Annotated in this window: 15 protein-coding genes; 5 read left to right on the top strand and 10 right to left on the bottom strand. The window is 73.5% G+C overall.

Annotation, left to right across the window (positions count from 1 at the left end; genetic code table 11):
* The first annotated feature begins 81 nt into the window (after nt 1-81).
* Complete coding sequence (locus ACFZCF_RS18250) at nt 82-1,122, top strand: vWA domain-containing protein (RefSeq protein WP_388444203.1); 1,041 nt, start codon at nt 82-84, stop codon at nt 1,120-1,122.
* A 22-nt stretch (nt 1,123-1,144) separates the two neighbouring features.
* Here ACFZCF_RS18250 and ACFZCF_RS18255 read toward each other — a convergent pair whose 3' ends face one another.
* The gene (locus tag ACFZCF_RS18255; RefSeq protein WP_391287255.1) at nt 1,145-2,389 is read right to left on the bottom strand and encodes an FAD-dependent monooxygenase; all 1,245 of its coding nucleotides are present in this window, start codon (nt 2,387-2,389) and stop codon (nt 1,145-1,147) included.
* A 180-nt stretch (nt 2,390-2,569) separates the two neighbouring features.
* Here ACFZCF_RS18255 and ACFZCF_RS18260 point away from each other — a divergent pair, with 180 nt between their 5' ends.
* Complete coding sequence (locus ACFZCF_RS18260; RefSeq protein WP_388444209.1) at nt 2,570-3,598, top strand: TetR/AcrR family transcriptional regulator C-terminal domain-containing protein; 1,029 nt, start codon at nt 2,570-2,572, stop codon at nt 3,596-3,598.
* A 25-nt stretch (nt 3,599-3,623) separates the two neighbouring features.
* Here ACFZCF_RS18260 and ACFZCF_RS18265 read toward each other — a convergent pair whose 3' ends face one another.
* The 3 genes from ACFZCF_RS18265 to ACFZCF_RS18275 form a co-directional block, all read right to left on the bottom strand.
* A complete protein-coding gene (locus tag ACFZCF_RS18265) occupies nt 3,624-4,127 on the bottom strand; it encodes a hypothetical protein (RefSeq protein WP_391287256.1) in 504 nt (167 codons plus the stop codon).
* Nucleotides 4,124-4,546 (bottom strand): hypothetical protein, encoded by a 423-nt coding sequence (locus ACFZCF_RS18270; protein WP_391287257.1) that lies wholly within the window; start codon nt 4,544-4,546, stop codon nt 4,124-4,126. Before ACFZCF_RS18270 ends, ACFZCF_RS18265 begins: the two co-directional genes overlap by 4 nt.
* A gap of 103 nt (nt 4,547-4,649) precedes the next feature.
* Nucleotides 4,650-6,200: a carboxylesterase family protein gene (locus ACFZCF_RS18275; protein ID WP_391287258.1), complete on the bottom strand. Its 1,551-nt coding sequence runs from the start codon at nt 6,198-6,200 to the stop codon at nt 4,650-4,652.
* Nucleotides 6,201-6,359: 159 nt separating this feature from the next.
* On the opposite strand from ACFZCF_RS18275, the gene ACFZCF_RS18280 reads away from it, so the two are divergent.
* From ACFZCF_RS18280 to ACFZCF_RS18290, 3 genes are all read left to right on the top strand, one after another.
* Nucleotides 6,360-6,761 (top strand): hypothetical protein, encoded by a 402-nt coding sequence (locus tag ACFZCF_RS18280; RefSeq protein ID WP_388444218.1) that lies wholly within the window; start codon nt 6,360-6,362, stop codon nt 6,759-6,761.
* Between the two features lie 157 nt (nt 6,762-6,918).
* The gene (locus tag ACFZCF_RS18285; RefSeq protein WP_391287259.1) at nt 6,919-7,329 is read left to right on the top strand and encodes a VOC family protein; all 411 of its coding nucleotides are present in this window, start codon (nt 6,919-6,921) and stop codon (nt 7,327-7,329) included.
* Between the two features lie 39 nt (nt 7,330-7,368).
* Entirely contained in the window at nt 7,369-8,253 is an 885-nt protein-coding gene (locus tag ACFZCF_RS18290) for an NAD-dependent protein deacetylase (RefSeq protein ID WP_388444224.1), read from the top strand.
* Nucleotides 8,254-8,395: 142 nt separating this feature from the next.
* On the opposite strand, the gene ACFZCF_RS18295 is transcribed toward ACFZCF_RS18290, so the two are convergent.
* The 6 genes from ACFZCF_RS18295 to ACFZCF_RS18320 all read right to left on the bottom strand — a co-directional run bounded on the left by ACFZCF_RS18295 (nt 8,396) and on the right by ACFZCF_RS18320 (nt 14,572).
* Nucleotides 8,396-9,133 carry a response regulator transcription factor gene (locus ACFZCF_RS18295; RefSeq protein WP_388444227.1) on the bottom strand — a complete coding sequence of 246 codons (738 nt, stop codon included), beginning with the start codon at nt 9,131-9,133 and terminating at the stop codon, nt 8,396-8,398.
* Between the two features lie 31 nt (nt 9,134-9,164).
* The gene (locus ACFZCF_RS18300) at nt 9,165-10,967 is read right to left on the bottom strand and encodes an amidohydrolase family protein (protein WP_391287260.1); all 1,803 of its coding nucleotides are present in this window, start codon (nt 10,965-10,967) and stop codon (nt 9,165-9,167) included.
* A gap of 665 nt (nt 10,968-11,632) precedes the next feature.
* A complete protein-coding gene (locus ACFZCF_RS18305; protein ID WP_388444233.1) occupies nt 11,633-11,836 on the bottom strand; it encodes a cold-shock protein in 204 nt (67 codons plus the stop codon).
* Between the two features lie 231 nt (nt 11,837-12,067).
* Nucleotides 12,068-12,406: a MerR family transcriptional regulator gene (locus tag ACFZCF_RS18310; RefSeq protein WP_388444236.1), complete on the bottom strand. Its 339-nt coding sequence runs from the start codon at nt 12,404-12,406 to the stop codon at nt 12,068-12,070.
* A gap of 657 nt (nt 12,407-13,063) precedes the next feature.
* Nucleotides 13,064-13,570: a hypothetical protein gene (locus ACFZCF_RS18315; protein ID WP_391287261.1), complete on the bottom strand. Its 507-nt coding sequence runs from the start codon at nt 13,568-13,570 to the stop codon at nt 13,064-13,066.
* Between the two features lie 42 nt (nt 13,571-13,612).
* On the bottom strand, nt 13,613-14,572 hold the full coding sequence (locus ACFZCF_RS18320; protein WP_391287262.1) for a hypothetical protein: 960 nt from the start codon (nt 14,570-14,572) through the stop codon (nt 13,613-13,615).
* Nucleotides 14,573-14,583: the final 11 nt, after the last annotated feature.

The raw sequence follows: 14,583 nt of genomic DNA on the forward strand, positions 1-14,583 counted from the left end.
GCGGCGTCCCGCGCCAGGGCCGATTGTCAGTGCCGGGTGAGACGGTGAGGACATCACATCGCCGAGGACGGGGAGTTGGCCATGTCCGGAACCCAGAACTACATCAATCACGTCGCGCTCGTGCTGGACGCCAGTTCGTCGATGTCGCATCTGCGGGGGAAGGTCGTCGAGGTCGCCGACCAGCAGATCGAGTACCTTGCACGCCGTTCGCGGGAGCTGGACCAGGAGACGCGGGTCACGGTGTACGTGTTCGCGGACACCGTGCAGTGCGTCATCTACGACAAGGACGTGCTGCGGATGCCGTCTCTGAAGGCCCTGTACAACGTCGGGGGGATGACCTCGCTGCTGGCGGCGGCGCTGAAGTCGCAGCGGGAGCTGGCGCAGACGGCCCAGCTGTACGGCGACCACAGCTTCCTGACCTTCATCCTGACGGACGGCCAGGAGAACGCCAGTCACCGCTGCCCCGACGCGGCCGGCAAGAGCCCGCGCGCGCTGGTGTCGGCCGTGGCCAAGATGATCGAGAAGCAGGACGACAACTGGACGCTGGCCGTGCTCGTGCCGGACCAGGCGGGCAAGCGCGAGGCCATGAGCTGCGGCTTCCCGAAGGACAACGTGGCCGTCTGGGACGCCACCAGCACCCGGGGCCTTGAGGAGGCCGGCCAGGTCATCCAGCAGGCGACCGAGAAGTTCATGGTGGGGCGCACCCGGGGCATCCGCGGTTCGCGTTCCGTCTTCTCGGTGGGCGCGGACGCGGTCAACAAGGAGACGATCGCGGCGGCCGGCCTCACCCCGGTCGACGCGTCCGGCTACCGGCTGATCCCGGTGCCGCGGGACGTGGCGATCCGCGAGTGGGTCACCGAGTCCGGGCACACGTACACGACCGGGTGCGCCTTCTACCAGCTGAGCAAGTCGGAGAAGATCCAGGCGCGGAAGCGGATCGCGGTCCTGGAGAAGAAGACCGACCGCGTCTACACCGGGCCCGAGGCCCGCGCCCTGCTGGGTCTGCCGGACGAGGAGGTGCGCGTCAAGCCGGATCAGAACGCGGACTTCACCATCTTCGTGCAGAGCACCAGCGTCAACCGCAAGCTGGTGCCGAACACCCGCCTGCTGCTCATGCACTGAGGCGTCCCTGCTCCTCCCCCGGTCACCGCCCCGTGCGGGCCGCGCCCAGCGGTCGTGCCTCGGCCGGGCCGTAGTCGGGGAGGGCGATGTCCCCGGCCTTGGCGAACTGCGCGGCGAGGACGGCGCGCATCGGCCGGCGGGTCATCGCGCGCATCGAGAGGTCGCGCATCCGGATGCCGAAGCGGCCCGTGGGGGCGAAGCCGGCGGCTCCGCCGGGCGGGAGCTCCTGGGCCTTGGTGACGTAGGGGCGCATCACCGTGTCGTAGCGGCGGAAGGCGGTCTCGTAGGCGCCACCCGCCGCCGCCAGTTCACCGGCGAGGACGTACGCGCCGACGAGGGCGAGGCTGGTGCCGAGTCCGGTCAGCGGTGTGGCGCAGTACCCGGCGTCCCCGAGGAGCGCGACCCGGCCGCGCGACCAGCTGTCGAGGCGGACCTGCGCCATGGTCTCGAAGAAGAAGTCCGGGGCGGTGCGCATGGCCCGCAGCAGGCGGGGCGCCTCCCAGCCGACGTCGGCGAAGCGCCGGGCGACGATCTCCCGCTGGGCGGCGACGTCCCGGCGGTCGTACGTCAGAGGCGGCGAGCGGAAGCTGAAGCCGGCCTTGACCTCGCCGGGCAGACGGCCGGGACGGGCGGAGGCGACGAGCCCGCCGGGCGCGTTGTGCATCAGGTACCAGCCGTCGAGGTCCAGGTCGTCGTCGAGGGCGGTGAACCAGGCCGTGTACAGGCCGATGGGGTGCGCGAGGTCCCGCTCGGCGCCGAAGGCGAGGGAGCGGACGACGGAGTGGGTCCCGTCCGCTCCCACGACCAGCGCGAAGCGGCGCGGCGGGGCCTTCTCGAAGGTGACGGTGACGGCCTCGGGGTCGGTCTCCTGGTCGATCCCGGTGATGGTGTCGTCGAAGAGGTACTCGGTGTCCGGCAGGGTCGCCTCGTACAGCAGCCGGGCGAGGTCGCCTCGGAGGATCTCGATCTCGGAGACGATCCCCTCGCCGCCGAAGCTGTCGGCGGGCACCCGCACGGTGATCCTGCCCTTCCGGTCGACGAGGGCCAGGCCGCGCTGGTCGACGGTGACGGCCTTGACCCGGTCCATCAGGCCCATGCGCTCGACGACGGTCCGTCCGGCGCCCCGGAGGTCCACGGTCTGCCCGCCCGGTCGGGGTTCGGGCGCCCGCTCCACGATCGTGACCGCGAAGCCCGCCTTGCGTAGCCAGTACGCCAGCGCCGTTCCCGCGATACCGGCGCCGCTGACGAGGATCTCGTTGCTCTTCATGACGGTGAATGTACGTCGTACGCATGCTAGTGCGCAAGCCTGAAAAGAGCCTTTGGAAGCGCCACTCCCCCCACAAGGTGCACTAGTGCGGGATAGGGAGGAGGTAGTGCACTCGCGGACTTCCCCAGGCCGACCGCTACGATGGGGCGCATTCAGGTGCACTAGTGCGGAGACAGGGTGGTGTCGGTGGGAGACGGCGGGAGACCGGAACCTCGCTACAGCCGGATCGTCGGCGAACTGCGGCGGCGGATCGAGACCGGGGAACTGGCGCCGGGCGAGCGCGTCCCGTCGACCCGGGAGATCACCCGGCAGTGGGGCGTGGCCATGGCGACCGCCACCAAGGTGCTGACCGAGCTGCGCCACGAGGGGCTGGTGCGCGCCGTGCCGGGGGTCGGGACTGTCGTGTCGGCGCAGGAGCCGGTCGCCGGCCCCGCCGCGGCCCGTGTCCCCGCTCCCGCCGCTGCCGCTCCCGCCCGGCGGGGCGCCCGGCCCGCCTCCGCCGTGCCTGCGCGGCCTGCCGGGCCCGTCGGCCACACCGGCCTCACGCTCGCCCGGATCGTGACCGCGGCCGTGGCGGTGGCCGACGCGGAGGGGCTCGCCGCCGTATCGATGCGCCGGGTGGCCGCCGAACTCGGGGTGGCGACCATGTCCCTGTACCGGCACGTCGCGGACAAGGACGACCTGCTCGTGCGGATGATGGACGCGGTCATCGCCGAACGCCCCCTGCCCGCCGATCCGCCCCCGGGCTGGCGGGAGGCGCTCACCGTGGCCGCCCGACGGCTCTGGGGCCTGTTCCGGGCCCACCCCTGGCTGGCGCCGGCCATGTCGCTGACCCGGCCGCAGCTCATCACCTCGGCGTTGGCGTACAGCGAGTGGGTCCTGGGCTCCCTGAGCGGGCACGGGCTCGACGACCACGAGGCCTTCACCGCGCACTTGACGTTGCTCAACCACATCCGCGGCCTCGCCCTGAACATGGAGACGGAGCGGGAGGCGGAGGCCCAGAGCGGCCTCGACAGCGAGGAGTGGATGGACACCCAGGAGCCCGCCCTCCAGGCGACCCTGGACGGCGGGCGGTACCCGGCACTCGCCCGGCTCGCACGGTCCGGGTACGACTTCGACCTCGACGGACTCTTCGAGTTCGGGCTCCAGCGGCTCCTCGACGGCCTCGCCGTGATCCTCGACGAGGACGCCCCGCCCCCGCGGGCCTGAGGCGGGAGCCCCCTTCCCTCCCGGCTCAGTCGTCGGCGACCTGGAGCGCGACGGCGAAGTGCTCGCCGTCCGTGCCCGCGAGCAGGCTGTCGAAGAACGGCGTGACGCCGGTGACGGCGCCGGCCGCCTCGTCGTGGTTGGTCCACCAGGAGGCGTCCGGCCCGAGGAGCGACACCACCCGGTCCGCCGCGCGTTCGGCCACGTCGGCCGGCAGATGGCGGTGGGTCGGCCAGTACAGGTCGACCGCCGCGAGCCGGGCCAGGAACGGGGCGGCCTCGTCCGTCTCCAGCGGCTCCAGCGCCGCGCACAGCTCCGGGACGGGAGGCGGTACGTACCCGGGGAGGAACCGCGCCCACGCCTCGTCCGCCGCCATGCGGGCCAGTACGGCGCGGACCTCCGCCGCCAGCTCCGGCAGGTCGGGGTCGGCGCCGGTGAAGCGCCCGGCCGCCACGTACACGCGTGCCGATGTCGCCAGTTCGGCCATGGACGCCCGCAAGGCCGGCAGGACGGCCGGACCGGTGGACGTCACGCGGCGGGACCGTCGGGCGCCGGGCCGGGCCCCTGGCCCAGCCGGTGCAGGACGCGCTCGCGGAGGAGCGCGTACTCGTCGCGGAGCCTGCGCCACTCGCCCACGGGCGGCCGGGGGACGACCGTCCCGGCGGTGACCTTCTCCTCGGGGCCGAACTGCTCGCGCGTGAGGTCGATCTCGACGCCCGCGCCCAGGCGGTTCCACCAGTGGTAGTCCACCCGCTCCCCGTCGACGAGGACCTCGCCGCGGAGCAGTTCGCCGCCCAGGAGGTCGTTCAGCACCATCGCGGTCACCCCGCACTGGTCCCGGGCCGGATTGTCCGCGGACCAGCGGGCCCGGAACTCGGGCGTGGCCGTCTCGGCGCTCCAACTGGCGCGCACGGCCCTTTCGATGTCGGAGAGGAGCAAGGGCGTCGTCATGCCGTGATCCTTTCACCCGTCGGCGGGCCCGCGCCGCGGCCACGGCATCCCGCCGATACCGGCCGTCCCCTGCCCCCCTCCACCGCCGTCCTCCGGGCAGCGGTCAGGGGCGCAGGAGGGGGAACGGGGTCTTCGCCCACAGCGCGCGGGGAGGGACGGGTCGGCGGTCCGTCGACGGCTGGTCGTCGGCGGTCCAGACGTGGGCGGCGTGCGCCGTTTCGGGGCCGTCGTTCCGTATCGGGGCCCAGCCCGGGTCTCCGGTCGCGGCGAAGTCGGCCCAGGCGCCGGTCATGCGGCGGGCCAGGGCGTGGTCCTCGGCGGTGGGGGCGCCTCCGATGAGGAAGGCAAGATGTGCGTCGTCAAGGTTGCCGAAGGCGAAGGGTATGTCCGCGCAGTGCCAGGCGCGGACGGTCGTGCCGTCGGCGCGCTCGCGGCGCCGGTCGAAGCGGGAGAGGTACGTCCGGCCGCCGCCGGCCGTGTGCGCTTCGGCGAGGCGGTGCGTGAACTCGACGAAGAGCAGGTCGCCGTAGAGGGCGAGGTAGCCGTCGGCGAGGAGCTCGGGGTCCGGGGAGCGGTAGGCATCGAGCAGGTCGTCGTCCAGACCGAAGTCATGCGCGAATCGGGCGAGTTGGGCCTCGGTGGTGAGTCGTGCGCAGCTGCCGACGGCGTCCAGGAGCCAGTATTCCTCCGTGGTGTGGCAGAGCAGCAGGTCCACGTCGCGGGCGGCTCCGGCGGCCAGGGCCGCGAGCGGGTCGGCGGGCAGGGTGTCGTCGTCGAGGACGGGGGCGAAGAGGGAGGGGTCGTAGTGGCGGGAGCCGGAGTCGGGGTCGTGCCGGTACGCGTCGACCACCTGGTCCCCCGCCTCGACCAGGGCCTGCGGCGTGAGCGACGCGAGGCCGCCGGGTGTCGCGGGGCAGCCGGCCGCGGCGGCGATCTCGCGGGTGGTCGCCGCGGCGATGTCCCGGGTGTGGAACGCGCTGGCGGGGCTGTGGGCGACGGCGCGCCGGAACAGGCCACGGGCCCGGTCCATCACCATCAGGCAGATCACGGAGGTGGCGCCGGAGGACTGGCCGGCCAGGGTGACGTTGTCGGGGTCGCCGCCGAAGGCGCGGATGTTGTCGCGCACCCAGCGGAGGGCCGCGATCTGGTCCAGCAGCCCCCGGTTGTCGGGGAACGCGGGGGTGGCGGGACCGGACCCGGGGACGTCCGGTGCGGCGGGGACGTGCCCGAAGCCCTCGAAGCCGAGACGGAAGTTCACGGTCACGACCACGAGGCCGGCCCGGGCGAGCGCCGTGCCGTCGAAGTCGGGCTGGGCGGCGGATCCGAAGGTGTAGGCGCCGCCGTGGAACCAGACGAGGACGGGGAGACGGCCGCCGGAGGGCGCGGGGGTCCAGACGTTGACGGTGAGGACGTCCTCGTCTCCCGGCGACCAGCTCGGCGCGCCGGGGAGCTCCGCCGACTGCGGGGCGACCGGCCCGAACTCCGTACCGTCCCGGACGCCGCTCCACGGTGCGGCCGGGCGCGGCTCGCGGAACCGGTCGGCGCCGAACGGGGGCGCCGCGTAAGGGATTCCGAGCGCGGCGACGACGTCGTCGCCCGTGACCCGGAAGCCGCGGACCCGACCGCCCGTCGTCTCGAAGACGTCGTCGTCCATGGTGCTGCCTCGTTTCGCCGGCGGGAGGGGGAGGTGGATCGTTGATCATCTTCGCGTCGGGGTGCCGCGTCCGTCCAACGCCGAAAGGCCGCCGATCCACGCGCCCGCGTTGTCAATCACCGTCGAACGCCCGGAAACCCGCTGCTATGTTCGGTCGCCATGCGATCACGTGACTTCGACCTCGACTTCCGCGACCGGGCGCGCCGGACGACCCTCTGGGGCATGGGCCTGCTGGCCCTGGCCGCGCTCCTGTGGGCCTGGTGCGCGGTCCTGCTGCTGTCGCCGTACGAGGTCGACCGCAAGCCCGACGACAAGTACCCGGCCCAGTGCGAGTCCCGCCTGCTGACCGACGACGGCACCGCCAACCGGGGCATCCGGCAGAACTCCTGGTGCCAGGCCGAACGCGACTGGCCCGAGGCTCTCGCCGTCCTCGGCCTCTCCCTGCCGGTCTCGGTGGCGGGCGTCGGCCTCTGCACGGCCGGCGTGGTCAGCCGCCGGATGAGCGCCCACGCCCAAGCGATGCGCGAACTGGACAGGCTCACCGACACCGCGCACGCGTGACACCTTCCGGAGCGCCGCCGTGCGCGCTCCGAGACGTCCCCGCCGGCCGCGATCGGATCCCTCCGCTCCATCGGCGGTCGTAGGTCCAGCGGGGTATGGGCTCGGGTGAGGGCCGGTGCCTAGGGTGGCTGGTGTCCGTCGATCAGGAGGTCCCGCCGTGCCCGCCGATGCCGCAGCCCACGTCCGCATCGCCCGTCCCTCGCGCGACCTGGAGGCGGCGGAGCGCTTCTGGGTGGCGGGGCTCGGACTCGACGTGCAGTACCGGCACGCGGCGGACGGCACTCCCGGCCGGCACGCGCTGCTCATGGTCGGCTGGCGCGGCGGCGCCTGGCACCTCGAACTCGTCCATGATCCGGCCGCCCCGACCGAGCCCCGGCCGACGGCCGAGGACCTGCTGGTGGTCTACCTCGGCGAGGAGGTGCCGGAGGCGCTGGTGCGGCGCCTCGAAGAGCACGGCGGGCAGCGCGTGCCCGCCCACAACCCCTACTGGGACACCTGGGGCGTGACGCTCCGGGACCCGGACGGCTATCTGCTGGTGCTGTCCACCCGGGACTGGTCCAGCGCCTGACGTGCGGCGTCCGCGACGGACGTTCCGTACGCTGGCCGCATGCGGATGCGGCCTACATTGAGCTGGACACCCACCGGGGAGCTGCCGGCGGCGACGACGGACCTGGAGCCGGTCGTCGACGCGGTGCGGGCCGGTGGCGTCCTCGTCCTCAGCGGGGCCGGGATCTCCACGGAGTCGGGCATCCCGGACTACCGGGGAGAGGGCGGGAGCCTCAGCCGGCACACACCCATGACGTACCAGGAGTTCACGGGCGACGCGCGGGCCCGGCGGCGGTACTGGGCGCGCAGCCACCTCGGCTGGCGCACGTTCGGGCGGGCCCGGCCGAACGCCGGGCACCGGGCGGTGGCCGCCTTCGGCCGGGCGGGGCTCCTCGGCGGCGTGATCACCCAGAACGTCGACGGGCTCCACCAGGCCGCCGGGAACGAGGACGTGGTGGAGCTGCACGGCGGTCTCGACCGGGTCGTGTGTCTGGACTGCGGCGACACGAGCGCGCGGCGGGAGCTCGCGCGGCGTCTGGAGGAGGCCAATCCGGGGTTCGACCCGGTGCCCGCCGCGATCAACCCCGACGGCGACGCCGACCTCACGGACGAACAGGTCGCGGGTTTCCACGTGATGCCGTGCGTGGTGTGCGGCGGTGTGCTCAAGCCGGACGTCGTGTTCTTCGGCGAGACGGTGCCCGCCGAGCGCGTGGAGCACTGCCGGGAGCTGGTGCGGGGCGCCACGTCGGTGCTGGTGCTGGGGTCGTCGCTGACGGTGATGTCGGGGCTGCGGTTCGTCCGGCAGGCCGCGCAGGCCGGTACGCCCGTGGTGATCGTAAACCGGGATCCGACCCGTGGGGACACGCTCGCCGCCGCCCGGGTGGCCGTGCCGCTCGGGGAGGCGCTCACCTCGGCGGCCGAGCGGCTGGGCGTCGAGGTCGGCTGAACGGCTGGGCGTCGCGGTGGGTTGAACGGCTGGGCACGGCGGGGGCTGGGCCCGGAGGTGTGGCCGAGGATCCGCGGCTCGGGGCCCGTACCGCCTCGATGCGGCGATGACCGCCCCGGTGTGGGGCTCGCCCTCCCCCCCCTCAGTGGGGTGACCGGATTCCCCAGGCCGCTGCCCGGGCCGCCGCGGCGGCGCGGTTGGGAACGTCGAGCTTGGCGAGGATGTGCTCGATGTGGGTGCCGACGGTGCGCGGGGTGACGTAGAGCCGTTCGGCGATCTGCCGGTTGGTGCGTCCGGCCGTCAGCTCGGCCAGCACCTCCAGTTCCCGCGGCGAAAGCCCGCCGGGCGGGCGGGCCGGGCCGGACTCGGCGGCGGCCACGGTCGCGGCGAGCGCCTCGGTGAGGAGGGTGACCACGGCGCGGGCCGGGTCGGGCGTGCGGCGCGGTCGCCGGATGCTGACGTTCAGCATGCCGACGTACCGGCCGTCGGAGGTGAAGAGGCACTGGGCGACGCCGTCCACGATGCCGAGCGGGGCGAGGACGTCCTGGAAGCCGGGCGAGGCGTCGAGCAGTTGCCGGGGGACGTCCCCGAGCCAGAGCCCGCCCTGGGCGGGGCTGTGCAGCACGGGGAAGACCGGGTCGCGGTGGAGTCGGGTCTCGATGTAGGCCGTGGCCTCCTCGGGGTACGTCCCCGCCAGCGTGGTGTGGCGCCGCCCCCGCGGGTCCCACCGGGTCAGGGAGGCGTGGTCGTGCTCCATGACCTCGGAGAGCGCCGCCAGGACCGCGTCGACGCCCACCGAACCGGCGGCGGCGCTCCTGGCGGCGTCCCGGACGTGGACGGCGGCGTCGAGGATGTCCGCTGTGCTGTGCCGTGCCGCCATCCCACCAGGATGATCATCTGTCCGGCATACGTCAATCGCGCGGGATGTCGGCGTCCGTCTCGGCGTCGACGCCGGTGTCGGCGCCGGTGCGGGCGTCGGAGTCCCCGTCGGAGCCCCCGTCGGACGGGCTGCCGGCGGTGGTCTCGTACACGATCCGTCCGTCGAGGACGGTGAGCACGACGGGCAGTTCCGGGATGGCGCGGGGGTCGGCGGCGAGCAGGTCGCCGTCGACGACGCACAGGTCGGCGACCTTGCCGGGCTCCAGGGAGCCCTTCCAGTCGTCGGCGAAGTCCTGCCAGGCCGCGTCGATGGTGTAGGTACGGATGGCCTCGGCGAGCGCGATCCGCTGCTCGGGTCCGCTGACCCGCCCCGCGGCCTTCGACTCGCGCAGCACCATGGTGGCGACGCCCTGCCGCCAGTCGGGGTGGGTGACGGGGGCGTCGGAGCCGCTGGCGACGCGCACGCCGGCGTCGAGGGCGTCGCGGTACGGCCACGCGTACGCGGCCCGGCCCGCGCCGACGAACTCCTCCTCCATGTCGGCGACCGTCCACTTGATCGTCGGGTTCATGTTGACGCCGTAGTCGTGCGCGGCGAGCACCTTCATGGCGTGCGGGGTGAGGAAGTCGCCGTGGATGACGTAGTGGCGGGCGTCCTCGCGCGGGTGTCCGGCCGCCGCCTCGGCGAAGGCGTCCACCACGGTGTCGATGGCCCGGTCGCCGGTCGCGTGGACGCCGAGCTGGTGCCCGGCGGCATGGGCGTGGCGGATCATGGCCCGGATCTCGGCGACCCGGTCGTCGTCGATGTCGCCGCCGACGCAGAGGGAGCCGCAGCCGCCGCCGACGTACGGCTCGTGCATCCAGGCCGTCTTGTTGGGGACGATGCCGTCGGCGAAGACCTTCACGCCGAGGATCGCGAGGCGGCGCGGGTCGTCTCCGACGGTGACCCGGTCCAGGGCGTCGAGGTTCCGGGCGAACTCCTCGGCGGTGCTCGCCATGCCGGTCGGGAGGAGCAGGACGCCGACGCGAGCGGTCAGCTCGCCGTCGGCGAGCAGCTCGCGGTAGACGTCCAGGGTCTCGGTGCCCAGGGTGCCGCGCATGATGCCGTCGCCGCCGGGGCCGAGGCCGGGCTCGGTGTAGCTCGTGATGCCGAGCCGGGCGAGGGCGGTGAGGGTCGACCGGATGGCGTCGGCGCGCTCCTGCCGGTCGAGCGGGGGCAGCGCGTTCTGCACGAGGGCCTGTGCGCCCTCGTGGAGCAGCCCGGTCGGCTCCCCCGTCGCGTCCACGACGATGGCCCCGCCGGGCGGCGCCACGGTGTCCCGGTCGATGCCGATCAGCTCCAGGGCCTTGGAGTTGACCCAGGTGGCGTGCCCGGAGAAGGAGTACAGGACGACGGGGTGATCGGGGCTGACCGCGTCGAGGTCGCCGCGCGAGGGCTGCCGGGACGGGTCGGCGACGCACTCGGCGAGGAAGCCGGTGTCCCAGCCGTGCCCGGTGACCCACTGCCCGTCGGGAGTCCGTCCCACCGCTTCCCGTACCGCCTCGGCCACGTCGGCGAGGGAGGAGACGGCGGGGTGTCCGACCTCCACCGACAGCGGCGGGGACGCCGTGCCGAAGGCGCAGCCGTGCAGATGGGAGTCGTTGATGCCGGGGAGCAGCGTCGCCCCCTTCAGGTCGACGACCCGGGTGCCGGGACCGATGAGCGGTGCCACGTCCTCCCGCCCGCCGACGGCGCTGATCACCGATCCGGTCACCGCCAGCGCCTCCGCCACGGAGAACTCGGCGTCGACCGTGACCACACGGCCGCCGACGAACACCAGATCCGCATACGTGTCCACAGGGAGTCCTTTCAGGAGGCGAGCGCCCTTACCGGGCGCCCGCGAACGATCTCCTGAGGACTATCGCCGGGCGGGACGGGACGGCACATCGGTCATCCCACCGATACGGGACGGGGCGGCACGGCCCTGGCCCGGGCACCTGTGGGGGGGGCGGCGCGGGCCCCTCCGGTGCATCTGCCGGGGGGCGGCACGGCCCTGTCCCGGGCATCTTCCGGGGACGGCAAGGCGAGCGGGGGGGGCCGGCGCTTCCCGAGCACGGCACGGATGGGGGCCGGGCATGCGGCATGGGGCACGGATGGAGGCCGGGGCACGCGGCACGGGGCAGACGGAGCTGCCGCGGCCCACGGCAGGGGCGCGCGGCAGGGTGGGGTGTGGAGGGGGCTTCCGCGCCGGACCGTCTGTGTCCTGGCGCTCCTGACCCGGGTGGACGCGCCGGCCGGAGTGCCACGTACCGACGGCTGCTCGGAGTCCGCGGCACCACCGAAGATGGCCCGCGGGGCGCCCCCCGGGGGGGTCCGGCGCGAGCAGGACCAGGCGGGGCGCCGTATGCGCGTCGCCTGGTCCCACCCGTTCAGCCGCGAGCCGGCCTCCACGTGGGAGTTCTCCGGCTCGCCCGCGGCGTCATCCGCCGGGGCAGGCTGCGAACCTCATGCCGGAACGACCGGTCAGGCGGGGGTGATGTTCTCCGCCTGCGGGCCCTTCTGGCCCTGAGTGAGGTCGAAGGTCACGGTCTGACCTTCCTGGAGCTCGCGGAAGCCCGCCGCGTTGATCGCCGAGTAGTGGGCGAAGACGTCGGGGCCGCCGCCGTCCTGGGCGATGAAGCCGAAGCCCTTCTCGGCGTTGAACCACTTCACAGTTCCGGTGGCCATGTCTGTTGCCTTCCAGTCGATGGATGCCTTCCGCGGCGTGCGAGAGGCGGAGGTGATCGCCCTGGTTCCTGCGGCACAGCACAGCACATGATGCCCACGCCGAAGGCATGGGCTAGGGGAACTTCCGAACCACGACAGCTGACTCAGACGTTACACGCCCTCACGCGAAGTCACCGTGCGGCGCGGACGTACGGGTTACGGATCGGCGGTGCGACGAGGGCCGGGGCCGGTTCAGACCGTGGTCGGCGGCTCGGCGGCCTCCGCGGCGCGGCGGTACCGGGCGTTGATCCGCTGCGCCTCTTCGAGCTGGTCCTCGAGGACGATGATGCGACAGGCGGCTTCGATGGGGGTGCCCTGGTCGACGAGGTCCCGGGCGCGGGCGGCGATGCGCAGCTGGTAGCGGGAGTAGCGGCGGTGGCCCCCCTCGGAGCGCAGCGGGGTGATGAGGCGGTGTTCGCCCAGGGCCCTGAGGAAGGCGGGGGTGGTCCCGGTCATCTCGGCGGCCCGGCCCATGGTGTAGGCGGGGTAGTCGTCGTCGTCGAGTCGGTCGTACGTGTTGTCTGCTGTCATCGGCACCTTCCTGGGCACGCGTCGAGGGGCCCTGGTGCCGTACGGCACCAGGGCCCCGAAGGAACTGCTACACCATCCGCCGACGGCGATACCGCGCCGGCTCGTCATATCCGCATCCCGGACCTGGCTGCTGTCGGGGGTGCGGGGATCGCGGTTGCTTGACCGGAGACCACCTCACTGTCGATGTCCTGCGGTACCCGGGGGTCTGACGCGCCGCCCGGGCGATCCTGATGGCGTTCTGTCCCTCCGTTCCTTCATCGGCCTGCTGTGTTTCACGGGGTGTTGCGGTTACTGCTCTGCGGCCCGGGGTGGCGCCGCCGTCCGGCGGCAGGTTCCGCGGCCGTCCTTCATGGCCCACCGAACCTGCCGCCGGTCCGCGAGTCCGCCACTGCCATGACGGCGGACCCTCTGCGGCGGCCCCTGATGACTGCGGGCCGCCCGGTGCGGCGGTCAGTCCCGTCGCCGTCCTGCAACCTCTGTGGCTTCGGAACTCCACCGCCGCACCGTCCTGCACCTGTACTGCGGTTACTGCTTGCCGGCAGTTCGCCTCTGCCAGGCCCTGCTGACTTTCTTGGCTACGAGAGAAACCATACCCACGCCAAAGCCCAATGTCTACTTTCGCCAATGCAGATTTTCGAGCCTCGACTGGGGAGGTAATCACCCACGGTCGTGACCCGGAGTGAGCGCGGGGGGTGGAGCGGCTTCTCTCCGGTGGGTACCCGCGGGACCGACTCGGGCCTCCGGTGGGTATGCGCGGAACCGACTCGGGCGCGACTCAGACCGGTCGGTCGCCGGTGTGGCGGCCGAGAGCGCGGCCGAGGCGTTCGGAGAGGGGGGCATCAGACTCTCACCGGCGGCGGGCCGGTCCAGGCCGAAGACGTGACCGGGTAAGCCCGGGCCCTTCCGCACCGCCCAGATCCCGTCGTGCTCGTCGGCCGGGAGGATGCGCACGGGGTCGCCGACGGCGACCCAGCGGATCGGCACCACCGAGTCGGCGGGCAGCACGGTGCGCGGGTGCACGATGCCGTTGATCCTCACCTCGGACCGGCTCCCGATCCGGGCGCCGTTGAAGACGCGGCTGCCGGTGGCCAGGAAGACGTCCTCCTCGACCCGGCAGCCGGCCAGGGAGGAGGCGGGGCCCACCAGGACCCGCCGTCCCAGCACCAGCGGATCCCGTGCGGGTGCCGCGCAGGACCGCGTTCTCCCTCACGATGCCGCCGTCGCCCAGCTCCACGGGCCCGCCCTCGGCGGTGAGCACCGCACCGAACAGCACCCGGCATCCTGCCCCCACGCGCACGTCGCCGCACGGCGTGGCGGTCGGTGCGACGTAGGCCGTGGGGTGGACGGAGGGCGAACGGCCCTCATGAGCGAGGAGCATGGCCACGACCAGTCGCCCCTTCCGGTACCCGTCGGTGCACCCGCCGTGCGGTCAGGGGGTCCGGTCCCGGTCAGCGCGTCGACGAGCCGGACGAACTCGGCCCGCTGCCCACCGGTCAGGGCGGCGTAGAGCGGTGCCTGCAGCTCGTCGGTGAGTCGCTCGGCGCGCTGCCACCGGGGGGCCAGGTCCGCGGCCGCGGGAGGCGCGTCCCGCCAGCCGTAGCGGGCCGCCTGCTCGACGCCGAGGTTCACCACCATCGCCTCCCGGGCGCTCAGTCCGCTCAGGCGCACCGCCGCGAGGTGGCAGGCGCCGCGGTGTTCCCGCAGCACGTGGACGCGCTGCATCGCGGCGCCGACCGGGTCGTCGCGGGGTACGGGCTGCGCGCGCCAGCCGGCGAACAGCGGCAGCCCGTCGGCGTCGGCGGCGTCGATCAGCCGCCGCGCCAGGCGGTTGAAGTGCTCCACGTCGACGTCGGCGGGGACATGGGCGCGCCCCCACGTCCGGACCGCCCCCGCGTAGCAGGCGGCGGCCTCCTCCGCCGGCATCACCTGCCGCCCGGCCACCCAGCCGGCGACGACCAGTCCGGGGCCCAGGAAGCCCTGCACGGCCTGGACCACCGATGCCGGGGCCTCGCCGAGCACCCCGAACCGGCCGCGGCAGTAGAAGCCGCGCCCCGGAGCGAAGCCGGCGCGCAGCCCCAGGGCGGCGGTGGCGTCGTCGGACATGAACTCGTCACCGAAATCGTGCAGGGGCCGGGCAACCGCCGAGACGCAGTCGAAGATTTCCATGCGCAGACGGT

The organism is Streptomyces sp. NPDC007945, assembly GCF_042958885.1.
Classification (GTDB): Bacteria; Actinomycetota; Actinomycetes; order Streptomycetales; family Streptomycetaceae; genus Streptomyces.